This is a genomic window from Flavobacterium sp. Root186 (assembly GCF_001428525.1).
Taxonomy (GTDB): Bacteria; Bacteroidota; Bacteroidia; order Flavobacteriales; family Flavobacteriaceae; genus Flavobacterium.
In genome coordinates this window covers 110,204-124,227 of record NZ_LMHW01000012.1, presented here as the reverse complement: position 1 = coordinate 124,227, position 14,024 = coordinate 110,204, and the positions used below count along the sequence as shown (strand labels likewise).

Sequence of the window (14,024 nt, the reverse complement as noted above, 5' to 3'; positions counted from 1 at the left end):
ATAAAATTCTTATATTTACAATCTTACAACGTAATAAGATGCCAAAATTTTTATATCAAAGTTTGCTTTTGTTTTTTGTTTTTACTTTCGCGAAAGCTCAGGAAATACAAACTGAAGTAGTTCCTCCATACAATATCAAAACCGTTACTTTTGTTCAGAATGGCAATAATGTTGTTCCGGTATTTGAATTGAATTCTACGTTTGAATTTCAGTTTGATGACTTATTTGGCAACGAAGCCAATTATTATTTTGAAATCACACATTGCGATTATAACTGGAAACCAACCGATATTCCGAAAACAGATTATCTTCGAGGTTTTGACGGGCAGAGAATTACAGATTATTCTAACTCGTTTAACACGCTTCAGGTTTATTCACATTACCGACTAGCGTTTCCAAATCAATTTACAACGCAGTTAAGATTGTCCGGAAATTATATCCTGAAAATTTTAAATGAAGATAAAGAAGTTGTTTTCTCCCGAAAATTCATTTTATATGAAGATCATTGCACCGTTGCAGCACAGGTAAAAAGAACCCGAAACCTTAGCAATATTGATTACAAACAGAATTTGGATTTTTCGATTGTTTCAAATGATATTACTTTTCAAACTCCAATTCAAAATGTAAAAGTTCTTTTATACCAAAACGGAAATTTCAATACAGGTATTAAAAATATTGTACCGCAGTACACAATTGGAAATCAACTGGTTTATAAATACGATGCTGAAACGCAATTTTGGGGTGGAAATGAATTTTTATATTTTGAAAATAAAGACATTCGTGCAGCAAATAATAACGTAGGAAGAGTGGGCGCTAACAATGATATTTACAATGCCTATTTGTACACCAATGCCGCAAGAGGAAATCAGATTTATACCAATTATCAGGATGTTAACGGAAATTTTGTTGTTAAAAACATAAACGGTTCAGACAACAGCATTGAAGCTGATTATGCCTGGGTTTATTTTACACTTTCGGCTCCGGTTTTCAGGCTCAACAAAGATATTTATGTAACCGGAATGTTCAACAATTACAGCTTATCACCAGAATATAAACTGGATTATAATACTGATAAAGCCGTTTTTGAAAAAGCCGTAATGATCAAACAGGGTTTTACTAATTTTCAATATACTGTTGCCGATAAAAAAGGTAATATTGATTATGAAAATGCGATTGATGGTAATTTTTATCAAACAGAAAACGAGTACACTATATTAGTTTATTACAGAGAAAGTACAGATCGATATCAAAGAGTTATAGGAAAAGGTAATGCAAACTCAATAAACATCGTTAATTAAAACATTGTTAAGGTTTTAGGTTTCCTAATTTTTTTTCGTAGCTTTGTGCCTATAACTCACACAGATTTACTAGGTTAATATGGTTTCTCAAATTACACGAGGCATAAAAATATCGGTTTTAACTAGTTTTGAAGGCACTTACTTCAAGAACTATAAGATTCACTTTGCTTTTAGTTACGTGGTTACAATCGAAAATCATAGTAAAGATTCTGTTCAGTTAACTTCTCGTCATTGGGAAATTCATGATTCATTAAACGACCTGGATGTTGTAGACGGAGAAGGCGTTATTGGAAAAAAACCTGTTTTAAAACCAGGTGAAAATCACACTTACAGTTCTGGTTGTTTATTATCATCTCCTTATGGTGCTATGAAAGGTCATTTTAATATGATTAATTTCACTACGACTAAAACATTCAAAGTAATTGTTCCTACTTTTAGAATGTGTGCTCCTTTTGCTTTAAACTAATTCAGCGTTTTATTTCTATTACTTCTTCCTTTGTAATGGTATATACTTGGTCATTTTCTTCGGGAATTAAATAAAAATTACCTGTAAATTCCCCAAAAGAAGGAAAGATAAATTGATGCGGCTTTCTAAAAAAGCAAGATAAACTCAAAAACTGTCTGCCCAATCCTTTCAATTTTATTCCGGGATGAATGTGTCCGCAAAAATTAAAAAAGTTTTCTCTTGTTGTTGGATGATGCGTTAAGAGAAAATCATTGATTATCAGTTCTTCGTAAATTTGGATATTTAAATCGGCGTAGTTTTTTTTTGAAATAATATCATGATTCCCTTCCACTAGAATAATCTGCTGAGAAACTGTTTTAGTCCAATCTGCAAAAAAATCCCATTCATTATTGATTTTACTGTGGAATAAATCTCCCAGAAAAATAATCGTTTCAGCATCGAATAAACTCAAAACTTCATTTAATCTCGTAAAATTTTCCAAAACCGCTTTCTCCGGAATTGCCATTCCGTGTTTTCTGAAATGTGCAATTTTCCCCAAGTGCAAATCAGAAATAAAAAGTATTTTCTTTTCTTCCCAAAAAGCTGCTCCAGATTGATGCAAAACGAAATTTTGATTGTTGATACTGATTTTCATAATTCCTTATTTTATATAACTTGCGGTCATTTTTTTAATTCTTTCCTGTAATGTTTCGCTTGATATTTTTTCCCTTAAACGATCTGTAATGATCGGGAAACTAAATGGCGTTGGTTTCTTGCATTGTTTCCAGACAATATTCTGGTTATTTATTCTTTCCATAGCCTGAATTAAACGTCCTTCTTCTAACTGATGTTCAAAGGTTTCGATAAAGGCTTGTTGCAAAAGTAAATTATCGGGTTCATAATCTCTAAAAACTTCAAAAAGCAATTGCGAACCGCTTTGTAAATGTTTTGTTTTAACTGGTTTTCCCGGCATTCCTGTAAAAACTAAACCAGCTATTACGGCAATATCTCTAAACTTTCTACGCGCCATTTCGGTTGAATTTAAACTTTTCTGCAAATCATGATGCACATATTCTGTAGAAAATAAATTATTATCAAAAACAGACTGCATATCAATTTCCTGATCCGAAAGCAACTCAAATCCGTAATCATTATACGCAAGCGAAAATGTGATTGGCGATAATAAACTAATTCGATACGAAATTAAACTTGCCATTGCTTCGTGAACATAGCGTCCTTCAAACGGATAAAAAATCGCATGAAAACCTTCGCGTGTTTTAAAGGTTTCTATTAAAAATTCATCATTATTAGGCACAATACTTTCTTTTCGCTGTCTGTCAAAAATAGGCTTCAAAGCTTTTAATTCGGGTGTTAAATTGTCTGTGTTTGCTGCATACAATTCTTCCCGAAGCAATTCACTCATTTGTGCCGATAATGTCATTCGTCCTCCCATCCAGCTTACGACTCTCGCAGTTTTCTTCGGATCCGCTTTTCGAACTAAAACCTGCATATTTTTAATTTGAAATAATTCGAGTCGCCTTCCTGCAAAAGTAAAAACATCTCCTCGTTGTAATTTTGAGGCAAACCATTCTTCAATTGTTCCGATAAAACCGCCACTTAAAAATTTCACATTCAAAACTGCGTCGCCCACAATCGTTCCCATTTGCATTCGGTGATGCATGGCAATAAATCGGCTGTTGATTTTATAGCGTCCGTCTTCTTCGATTTCTACTTTTTTGAATTCATCGTAAGCTTGTAGACTCTGACTTCCATTGGTGATGAAATTTAAAATCCAGTTCCAGTTTTCTTTGGTTATATTTTGATAACAGAATGTTGTTTTGACTTCTTCGTAAATTTCATCGGGAAAAAATCCGTCAGAAACTGCCAGAGTATTTAAATATTGAACCAAAACATCCCAACTGTTTAAATACGGCATTCGATCTTCGACAACTGTTTTGGCAACCGCTTTTTTTAATGCCGAAGCTTCGATTAATTCCATAGCATGAGTAGCTAGAAAATAAATCACACTTTCTTTTCCGGGCTGGTGTCCGCTTCTTCCCGCTCTTTGCAAGAAACGCGCAACACCTTTTGGACCGCCAACCTGAATAATCGTTTCAACAGGCGCAAAATCGACACCAAGATCCAGACTCGAAGTACAAACTACCACTTTTAATTCTTCGTTTCGAATTGCGTCTTCAACCCACAAACGAGTTTCTCTGCTGATGCTTCCGTGATGCATTGCCATTTCCCCGGCAAATTCTGGATATCTTTCTAAAATGGCCTGAAACCAAATTTCACAAGCCGAACGTACATTGGTAAAAATTAAAGTCGTTTTACTTCTTCGGATGATTTTGGCAACCTCATCAATCAAATGCAACCCCATGTGTCCGCGCCACGGATAGGTTTCCATTTTTTCAGGAAGAATCGATTCTATTTTTATTTTTTTGTTGATGTGCGCTTTTATCAAAACTGAATTTTGATACGCTTCTGTATCATGACCTAACAAAACTTCTTGCGCCAATTCGAGATTTCCAATAGTTGCCGAAATTCCCCAGATTCGCATTTTTGGAGCGATTGTTTTTAATCTCGAAAGCGCCAACTCCATTTGTACTCCACGTTTGGTTCCCATCAATTCGTGCCATTCGTCTACTACAATGGCGCCGCAATTGGCAAAGGTTTTTTCGTATTGTTTTGAAGCCAAAAGAAGCTGTAAACTTTCAGGCGTTATAATTAAAAGATCGGGCATTTTGTTTTTCTGCTTCGTTCTTTCGCTTTGCGAAGTATCTCCCGAACGAATTCCAACAGTTAAAGGCAAATCCAGATCTGTAATAATTCGCTCTGCAGCCTGTTTTATTTCTACAGAAAGTGCTCGCAATGGCGTAATCCAAATGGCTTTTAATCCAGACTTGTGTTTAGCTAAGCTCCGTTCGGCTTCGCCTCGGGTAGTTTTATAATCGGGATTTTTTTTTATGTAATCGAGAACTACAGGAAACCACAGAGCATAGGTTTTCCCACTTCCTGTTGGCGCGTTTAACAAACCATTTTTCCCTTGCAGAAAAGCGGTCCAGGTTTGAGTCTGAAACGGAAAAGATTTCCAACCCTGACTTTTAAACCAGTTTTCGGCTACTACATATAATTCGTCCCTGTTCATTTTTTTATAAGGTTCAAAGTTGCAAAGGCTCAGAGGGACAAAGTCTAGCTGTTTCCTAAAGTTTTTTTCTTTGAAACTCTGTTACTTTGTCCCTTTGAATCTTTTATGAAATCATATTTTTTAAATCTTCAATAGAATTGGCTTCTTCTATTTTTTTGTCTTGTCTCCATCTCAAAATTCTTGGGAATCTTGTAGCTATTCCGCTTTTATGTCTTTTGGAAAGTGAAATTCCTTCAAAACCAATTTCAAAAACCAATTGCGGCGTTACGCTTCGCACCGGACCAAAACGCTCTAAAGTATTCTTCTTTATAAAATCATCTACTTTTCTAAATTCGGCATCGGTTAAACCGGAATATGCTTTTGCGAAAGTGACGAGTTCTTTCTCTCCGTTTTCATTGTTTTGCCAAAGCGCAAAAGTATAATCAGTAAATAAATTGGAACGTCGTCCGTGCCCGCGCATGGCGTACGTTAGAACGGCATCAATTACTAGAGGTTCGATTTTCCATTTCCACCAATCGCCTTTTTTTCTTCCAACCTGATACGGCGAATTGTTGCGTTTTATCATCAAACCCTCGCTTTTCATTTCGCGGGCGCATTCTCTTTCTTTTACTACATCTTCCCAGGAAGTTAAAGCAACTCGTTTTGAAAGCTGAAACGAAGTCGTATAATCTTTTATTTCATCGTATAAATCTTCCAATAATTTTCTTCTTTCCATATACGGTAAATTTCGAATATCTTTTCCCTCCCATTCTAAAATATCGTACGCTTTAAGAATTACCGGAACTTTCTCTAAAAGATTTGCCGATATGGTTTTTCGTCCGATTCGGGCTTGTAAATCATTAAAAGTTCCGATTTCATTTTCGGGAAAAGCTAAAATCTCGGCATCAATTACAGTTCCGTTTGGAATCAATCCGACGAAAGATTTAAACTCAGGATATTTATCCGTAACCAGCTCCTCGCCTCTTGACCAAATATAAATTTCGCTTTCGCGGATGATTGTCTGTGACCGAATTCCGTCCCATTTATGTTCGATGGACCAATCTTCGGGATTTCCTAAATCTTCCACTTCGCCTTCAATTGGGTACGCAAGATAAAACGGATAAGGTTTTGATAAATAATCGGAACTTTGTTCATCCAAAATCAATTCCTGAAAAGTAATCGTGTTCGGATTCCAGTTTCCCATTAATTTATAAGCCAATGCATCTTCATCAACATTTTCTGCTTTTGACAATGCTCTTGTCATTAATTTTTGGCTTACGCCGATTCTAAAACTTCCGGTAATTAGTTTGGTAAAAACAAAACGTTCGTAATAATTTAATGCCATCCAGTTTTCATGCAGATATTCTTTTTTCTCGGAATCGGTTTTCTTTTTTAAGGCGATGATTTCCTGTAGAAATTCGGTTAAACTTTTATCAGAATGTTCTTTTGTCGTTGGGATTATCAAAGCAATAGTTTCGGCTAAATCGCCGACGATATGGTAACTTTCTTCAAAAAGCCATAACGGAATATTGGCCAGTTCATTTGCCCAAAGCCTAAGCAAAGTAGTATTAACCGGTCTGGCAGGGCGACGGTGCGAAAGAATCGCAATAGTCCATACTTTATCTTCCGGCGATGCATTTTTAAAATACGTAGTCAAAGCATCGACTTTTACGTTCGTTTTATTGGAACTGTCCAGTGTTTTTATAAGTTGGGCGAAATTTTTCATTTACATTTAATTTTCAGAAATAATCGAAGTTTCGTTTTGATCTGCTTCGACTTCCTTTTCTTCTTTTTCCATTTCGGCAGTTTCACCTTCGTATTGTGTCTTTTCGGTTCTGGCATCGTAACCTAATTCTCTTAAATATTTGGCAAAAATATCGGTATAACCGTGCGTGCAGATTACTCGTTCTGCACCCGTTGCTTTTACACTTTCTAATAAAGAATGCCAGTCACAATGATCGCTTAATACAAAACCTTTGTCAATTGCGCGTCTTCGTCTTGCGCCTCGAAAAGCCATCCATCCGCTGGCTGATCCGGTTACAAAGGGTGTCATTTTTCTAATCCAGATGCTTCCATGTGCGCTTGGCGGAGCGAGAACAATATTTCCTAAAAGCGCTTCTCTTTTTGTTTCTCTTGTAATTAATTCGGTTGGAGGAAAGTAAACCATCGGCCGTAAAACATTCGTCATGTTTTCGATGGCGCCGTGCGTGTATATTTTTCCGATATCGGTATCTAAGTATTTTAAAAGCCGTTGTGCTTTTCCTAAAGAATATCCAAAAAGAATTGACGTTCTGCCTTCGGCTTTATTTTCGGCCCACCAATTATTAATTTCCGAAATAACTTCAGCTTGTGGTGTCCAGTTAAAAGCGGGTAATCCGAAAGTACATTCGGTTATGAAAGTGTCGCATTTTATTACTTCATAAGGAGTTGAAATTCCGTCGTCTTCCGTTTTATAATCTCCGGTAAAAACCCAGACTTCGCCTTTGTGTTCTACTCTAATCTGCGAACTTCCAATAATATGTCCGGCGGGGTGAAGCGAAAATTTTACGTTATTAATAACGAAGGTTTCTCCCCACTCTTTTCCGGCAACATTTATTTCGCCCAAACGATGGCGTATTATGGGAATATTGGTATGATGTGTAATATAATTTTGATGCCCCCAGCGTGCGTGATCAGAATGTCCGTGCGTAATTATGGCATTCTTTACAGGACGCCACGGATCAAGATAAACATCTGCCTGCTGACAGTAAATACCTTTATCATTAAAAGCTAGCAGTGGTATTTTCATAAATGTTGCATTTAAAATATTCTTTTCAGAAGTGACTCAAATTTAAACCTTTATGAGAAGTTATATTTTACAACTTCGTGCAATTAGATTATTAAATTACAACTTTTTAATATTGTATTGTGATATAATCAAATTATCATTTGTACTTTTGTAAAAAATTAAACAATTCGTAAATTTTAAAATAATTTATCCCATGTTAAAAGGATTCTTTCATGTACCAAAAGCGGTAAACGAGCCTGTAAAAAGCTACGCACCGAACTCACCAGAAAAAGCAGCTGTTCAGGCAGCTTACACTACAATGTGGAACTCTCAAATTGACGTTCCGTTATATATTGGAAGTGAAGAAATCAAAACTGGAAACACAAGAAATATTACAGCTCCTCATGATCACAAACACATCGTTGGGAAGTATCATTTAGCTGAAAAACAACATATTGAAAAAGCAATTGCAAATGCACTTGAATCAAGAAAAGCATGGGCAAATATGGCATGGGAACAACGTGCTGCTATTTTCTTAAAAGCTGCTGAATTAATCGCTGGTCCTTACAGAGCACGTATTAACGCAGCAACTATGATTGGTCAATCAAAAAATATTCACCAGGCAGAAATTGATGCTTCTTGTGAATTAATTGACTTTTTACGTTACAACGTAGAATTCATGACGCAGATTTACAACGATCAGCCAAAATCAGATTCTACTGTTTGGAACCGTTTAGAATACAGACCTCTTGAAGGTTTTGTTTACGCAATTACTCCTTTTAACTTTACTGCTATTGCTGCAAATCTTCCTGCAAGTGCTGCTATGATGGGTAACGTTGTAGTTTGGAAACCAAGCGACAGCCAGGTATTTTCTACAAAAATTATTCTTGACGTTTTCAAAGAAGCTGGAGTTCCTGACGGAGTTATCAATGTAGTTTTTGGAGATGCTTTAATGATTACAGATACTGTTTTAGCTAGCCGTGATTTTGCTGGTGTTCACTTTACAGGTTCAACTCACGTGTTTAAAGATATTTGGGCTAAAATTGGAGCAAACATTCACAATTATAAAACATACCCAAGAATCGTTGGTGAAACTGGTGGTAAAGATTTTATCATTGCTCACCCAAGCGCAAACGTAAAACAAGTTGTTACTGGTATTACGCGCGGTGCTTTTGAATTCCAAGGTCAAAAATGTTCTGCTGCATCTAGAGCTTATATTCCGCAAAGTTTATGGCCAGCTGTAAAAGAACAATTGATTGCTGATGTAAAATCTATGAAAATGGGTTCTCCGGAAGATTTTGGAAACTTCATTACAGCAGTTATTCACGAAGGTTCTTTTGATAAATTAGCTAGTTATATTGATCAAGCTAAAAAAGATGCTGATGCTGAAATTATTATTGGTGGAAATTACGATAAATCGGTTGGGTACTTTATTGAGCCAACAGTTATTGTAACTACAAACCCAAAATATACTACAATGGAAACCGAATTATTCGGACCAGTTATCACAATTTATGTTTACGAAGATGCTAAATGGGAAGAGACTTTAGAATTAGTTGATACTACTTCTGAATATGCTTTAACCGGAGCAGTTTTCAGCCAGGACCGTTACGCTATTGAAGTAGCTACTACTAAATTGCAAAATGCTGCAGGTAACTTCTACATCAATGACAAACCAACCGGAGCAGTTGTTGGAATGCAGCCTTTTGGTGGTGCAAGAGCTTCTGGAACCAACGATAAAGCGGGTTCTGCATTAAACTTATTGCGTTGGGCTTCTCCAAGAACTATCAAAGAAACTTTTGTAACTCCAGAAGATTACAGATATCCTTTCTTAGGTTAATTTTTGTTTCAAGTTTAGAAATATTTCAAGTTTCAAGTTAGAAACTATATCTATAAAAAAGCCGAATCTTTAACAAGATTCGGCTTTTGCTTTTATGATACTTCTGATAATAAAAGCTTGAATATTAAACGAGTAAGAAGTCTTACATAAATAACAAATTTTAAAAATGTAGTATTTTTCTTATTTAATTAAAAATCAATGGATTAACTACTCAAAAAACCGTATTTTATTATTTTAAAAACTTCTTGTTCCCTTCTAAAAAAACACATGATTTTAAATTTGTCTTTGTAAAAAGTTACAATTCATACAAGATAAACAACTAAAAAATATGAGAAATTTAAACAATGTACCTGCCGTAATTTTAGAAGCAAAAAGTATTGGACATGCTATTAATTTTAAATGGACTAAAAAGAAAATCGATCAGCTTTTAGATCCTATTGAAGGAAATGATGCATTAGAAAGTGTATTAATGCAAATTAACCATAAGGCTTCAGTAGGTTTAACCGCCGCTTTATTAGAATGGGTTTACTGGCGTTTTACAGGCTACACGCTATATACATCAGATACACAAAAACGTATTGAAGCACTTTGGTGCTCAATTAACGATCGTGAACAAACAAATCCGTTGTTATTTGATTGTGATCTTGATATACCGGCTACAGGATCTGTTAATGGAGCTTTATGGATCGCTTTAATGAATGTAAGAATGGTCGATGTAAAATATAGAAAAGGATCTTACTTACTTCAAAGCGAACTTATAGGTTTGGTGTTATTGGCCCGACACGTAACCCCAAAAAAGAAAACATTTGATAAATGGTTCGATACTACAATTGCCGAATTAATTCGTTTATATCCTTGCCAATACAGCTATGATAATCTTGATGAATCAGATGAAGCAATTTACGACTCATCAAATGAACCTGTTATATGCAGAGAATTCTTTTTTGATTCTGAATTTAAATATTCTGTTGAAGCGTCAGAAAATGCAATTCATAACTTTATTGATAATTTAGATATAAAAGCAAATCCTTTTTTAGATTTTTCTAGAAAAGCATCTTAGTAGTAAAAACTATTAATTCAAAAATAACCCGTAAAGAAATTCTTTACGGGTTATTTATCTTTATGTATAACTTAGGGTTTAAATTTTAAAGGAAGATGAACCACTTTTTTAGTTTCAAAAAATTCGTTATCAAATATTGCTGCTAAATCATACAAAGTCGCATTTGGAAAGTCTTTTAATTCTTCGGCCAAATCTCCGCCTTTCAAATATAGAATTCCATTTTTTAAAGTATGCTTATGTTGTTTTTTAATTTTATCATTTATCCAGGAAACAAAATCCGGCATATTAGTTACGGCTCGGCTTACGATAAAATCGAAATCACCTTTTACCAGTTCTGCACGTTTTTGTTCTGCTTTTACGTTCTTTAATTCTAATGCATCAACAACGCCCTGAACTACTTTTATTTTTTTGGCAATAACATCAATTAAATAAAAACGAGTTTCCGGAAAAAGAATTGCTAGCGGAATTCCGGGAAAACCGCCGCCTGTTCCAACATCCAAAACGGTTGCTCCGGGTTCAAATTTCATGATTTTTGCAATTCCAAGCGAATGCAAAATATGTTTTGTATATAAGGAATCAATGTCTTTACGCGAAATCACATTGATTTTTTCATTCCAATCGTGGTATAAAAAGTCTAATTTTTGAAATTGTTCGATTTGAAGATTGGTCAAATCAGGAAAATATTTCAATATCTCATCCATTGCAGTAAATTTTTAACAAAAGTACTACTTTACGATTGAAATATTTAACTCAATTTTGCAAATTGAGAATTTATAATAATTACCTTTGAAAACTATTTAAAACAATTATGAATAACACTGCTCCAACTTTTGCAAGGCAAGACAATCTGAAGTTTTTCAGAACACTTAACTCTCGGGTAAACAATTACTTTAAAGAGAATAACATTCAGAAAACCGGAAACTGGAAGTTACATTTAAAAGCCGTTATTCTATTTGCCGTTTTTTTAACTCCATATTTTTTAATACTTACCTTAAATATGCCTTTTTGGGTAATGCTGCTTTTATCAATTGTTATTGGCGTTGGAATGGCAGGCGTTGGAATGAACGTAATGCACGATGGCAATCACGGTTCATTCTCCGATAAAAGCTGGATTAATAAATTCATGGGCGGAACCATTTATGTTTTGGCCGGAAATGTTTATAACTGGCAGGTTCAGCACAATGTGCTTCACCATACTTATACCAATATTCCAGGTCATGACGAAGATTTAGATGCCGGAAGAATTATCCGTTTTACAGAACATGCGGAATGGCATAGTTTTCACCGTTTTCAACATTATTACTCTGTTTTCTTATACGGTTTATTGACTTTCAATTGGGCTATTACTACTGATTTTAAGCAAATGAGAAATTACCTTAAAAGAAAATTATCTTACGGAGAACCAAAAAGCCCAAAAATTCTTTGGACAACTTTAATTATTACAAAAGTAATCTACATCTCAATCTGGATTGTTTTACCAATGGTAATTGGAATTACCTGGTGGAAAGTACTTCTTGGATTTTTTGTAATGCATTATACTGCGGGATTAATATTAAGTGTTGTATTTCAATTAGCACATGTTGTTGATCATACTACAAATCCTTCTCCAAATGAATTAGGAGAAATGGACAATACTTGGGCTGTTCATCAATTATATACTACAACTAATTTTGCACCAAAAAATGCAATTGTAAACTGGTACACCGGCGGATTGAATCACCAAATCGAGCATCATATTTTTCCAAATATCAGTCACATTCACTATGGTAAAATTGCAAAAATCGTAAAGGAAACCGCAAAAGAATGCGATTTACCTTATTACGAATACAAAACAATGGGAAGTGCTATTATAGCTCACTTCAAACATTTACGTGAATTAGGAATGAAACCTGAATTATCTGTTTAAACTAAAAAAAATCTATTAATAATTAACCATCCTTAAGCAGCGCAGCAATTAAGGACATTCAAAATTTTTATAATGAACCATATTCTTTCGGACAGAATCAACAACTTAGCGACTTCACAAACTTTAGCAATGGCAGCTTTGGCCCGCGAATTAAAAGCACAAGGAAAAGACATTATCAGTTTAAGTTTAGGTGAACCAGATTTTAATACACCAGACTTTATTAAAGAAGCTGCAAAAAAAGCAATCGACGATAATTACAGCACATATTCTCCTGTTGATGGATATCAAGATTTAAAGGAAGCTATTTGCAGAAAATTCAAAAGAGACAATAATTTAGAGTACAAACCATCTCAAATCGTAGTTTCTACAGGAGCAAAACAATCTTTATACAACATTGCACAAGTAATGTTAAATGATGGTGACGAAGTTATTTTACCAGCACCATACTGGGTTTCTTATTTCGAAATCGTTAAACTTTCAGGCGGAGTTCCTGTTGAAGTTCCAACATCTGTAGAAACAGATTTCAAAATTACACCAGAACAATTAGAAGCTGCAATTACACCAAAAACAAAAATGATGTGGTTCTCTTCTCCTTGCAATCCTTCAGGATCTGTTTACAGCAGAGAAGAATTAACTGCACTTGCAAAAGTTTTAGAAAAACACCCAAATATTTACGTAGTTGCCGATGAGATTTATGAGCACATTAATTTCTCAGGTACTTTCTGCAGTATCGGTTCAATTCCGGGAATGTTAGAAAAAACAATCACTGTAAACGGAGTTGCAAAAGCATTTGCCATGACAGGATACAGAATTGGATATATTGGAGCTCCTGAATTTATCGCAAAAGCGTGTACAAAAATTCAAGGGCAAGTAACATCAGGAGCAAACTCTGTCGCACAACGTGCTACAATTACTGCTGTAGATGCTGACCCAAGCGTATTAAACGAAATGGTTCAGGCTTTCCACGGTCGTAGAGACTTGGTTGTTGGATTATTAAAAGAAATTCCAGGAGTAAAAATCAACGTTCCAGAAGGAGCATTTTATGTATTCCCAGACGTTTCTTCTTTCTTCGGTAAAACATTAAAAGGAACTGAAATCAAAGATGCAAACGACGTTTCGATGTATCTTTTAGCCGAAGCAAACGTTGCAACTGTAACGGGAGATGCTTTTGGAAATCCAAATTGTATTCGTTTCTCTTACGCAACAAGCAATGATATTTTAAAAGAAGCTTTACGCAGAATCAAAGAAGCTTTGACTGTATAATAATATTCTAAATTTTATAAAACGGCTTAAAGTTCAAAAGTTTTATCGCTTTTATCTTTAAGCTGTTTTTTTATGGGCGTGTCCCTCCGGGTCGGGCTATCCGCTGCAAGTCCTCGCACTTCCTTCGTCAGGCTGCGGGCTTTCCACTACTATCCCTCACGCAAAACGGTAAACGATACATTTCATTTTCAAAAGAAAATCTCCCAAATCTGCATCAAACATAAATTAGCACTTTCAAAATTCCCATTCCACAATATTGTAAACCCTGCACATAATCCTGTAAAACATAACACTTTAGAAATCCCCAACTTTGTA

General features: G+C 35.1%; 11 protein-coding genes. 6 read left to right on the top strand and 5 right to left on the bottom strand.

Annotation, left to right across the window (positions count from 1 at the left end):
• Positions 1–38 precede the first annotated feature (38 nt).
• Both ASD98_RS11730 and apaG read left to right on the top strand, forming a co-directional pair.
• Complete coding sequence (locus tag ASD98_RS11730) at positions 39–1,298, top strand: DUF5103 domain-containing protein (RefSeq protein WP_056204694.1); 1,260 nt, start codon at positions 39–41, stop codon at positions 1,296–1,298.
• A gap of 79 nt (positions 1,299–1,377) precedes the next feature.
• The gene (gene apaG / locus ASD98_RS11725) at positions 1,378–1,764 is read left to right on the top strand and encodes a Co2+/Mg2+ efflux protein ApaG (protein ID WP_056204692.1); all 387 of its coding nucleotides are present in this window, start codon (positions 1,378–1,380) and stop codon (positions 1,762–1,764) included.
• A gap of 1 nt (position 1,765) precedes the next feature.
• On the opposite strand, the gene pdeM is transcribed toward apaG, so the two are convergent.
• The 4 genes from pdeM to ASD98_RS11705 form a co-directional block, all read right to left on the bottom strand.
• On the bottom strand, positions 1,766–2,398 hold the full coding sequence (gene pdeM / locus ASD98_RS11720; protein WP_056204689.1) for a ligase-associated DNA damage response endonuclease PdeM: 633 nt from the start codon (positions 2,396–2,398) through the stop codon (positions 1,766–1,768).
• A gap of 6 nt (positions 2,399–2,404) precedes the next feature.
• A complete protein-coding gene (locus ASD98_RS11715) occupies positions 2,405–4,894 on the bottom strand; it encodes a ligase-associated DNA damage response DEXH box helicase (RefSeq protein ID WP_056204686.1) in 2,490 nt (829 codons plus the stop codon).
• Between the two features lie 103 nt (positions 4,895–4,997).
• Positions 4,998–6,599 carry an ATP-dependent DNA ligase gene (locus tag ASD98_RS11710; RefSeq protein ID WP_056204683.1) on the bottom strand — a complete coding sequence of 534 codons (1,602 nt, stop codon included), beginning with the start codon at positions 6,597–6,599 and terminating at the stop codon, positions 4,998–5,000.
• A 6-nt stretch (positions 6,600–6,605) separates the two neighbouring features.
• Positions 6,606–7,661, bottom strand: coding sequence for a ligase-associated DNA damage response exonuclease (locus ASD98_RS11705; RefSeq protein ID WP_056204680.1), 1,056 nt, complete (start codon positions 7,659–7,661; stop codon positions 6,606–6,608).
• A gap of 193 nt (positions 7,662–7,854) precedes the next feature.
• On the opposite strand from ASD98_RS11705, the gene pruA reads away from it, so the two are divergent.
• Both pruA and ASD98_RS11695 read left to right on the top strand, forming a co-directional pair.
• Complete coding sequence (gene pruA / locus ASD98_RS11700) at positions 7,855–9,480, top strand: L-glutamate gamma-semialdehyde dehydrogenase (protein WP_056204677.1); 1,626 nt, start codon at positions 7,855–7,857, stop codon at positions 9,478–9,480.
• Positions 9,481–9,808: 328 nt separating this feature from the next.
• On the top strand, positions 9,809–10,540 hold the full coding sequence (locus ASD98_RS11695; RefSeq protein ID WP_056204674.1) for a hypothetical protein: 732 nt from the start codon (positions 9,809–9,811) through the stop codon (positions 10,538–10,540).
• Positions 10,541–10,611: 71 nt separating this feature from the next.
• Here ASD98_RS11695 and rsmG read toward each other — a convergent pair whose 3' ends face one another.
• On the bottom strand, positions 10,612–11,241 hold the full coding sequence (gene rsmG, locus ASD98_RS11690) for a 16S rRNA (guanine(527)-N(7))-methyltransferase RsmG (RefSeq protein WP_056204671.1): 630 nt from the start codon (positions 11,239–11,241) through the stop codon (positions 10,612–10,614).
• 107 nt (positions 11,242–11,348) lie between these two features.
• On the opposite strand from rsmG, the gene ASD98_RS11685 reads away from it, so the two are divergent.
• Positions 11,349–12,446 carry an acyl-CoA desaturase gene (locus tag ASD98_RS11685; RefSeq protein ID WP_056204667.1) on the top strand — a complete coding sequence of 366 codons (1,098 nt, stop codon included), beginning with the start codon at positions 11,349–11,351 and terminating at the stop codon, positions 12,444–12,446.
• A gap of 72 nt (positions 12,447–12,518) precedes the next feature.
• Positions 12,519–13,709 (top strand): pyridoxal phosphate-dependent aminotransferase, encoded by a 1,191-nt coding sequence (locus tag ASD98_RS11680; protein ID WP_056204664.1) that lies wholly within the window; start codon positions 12,519–12,521, stop codon positions 13,707–13,709.
• Positions 13,710–14,024 lie beyond the last annotated feature (315 nt).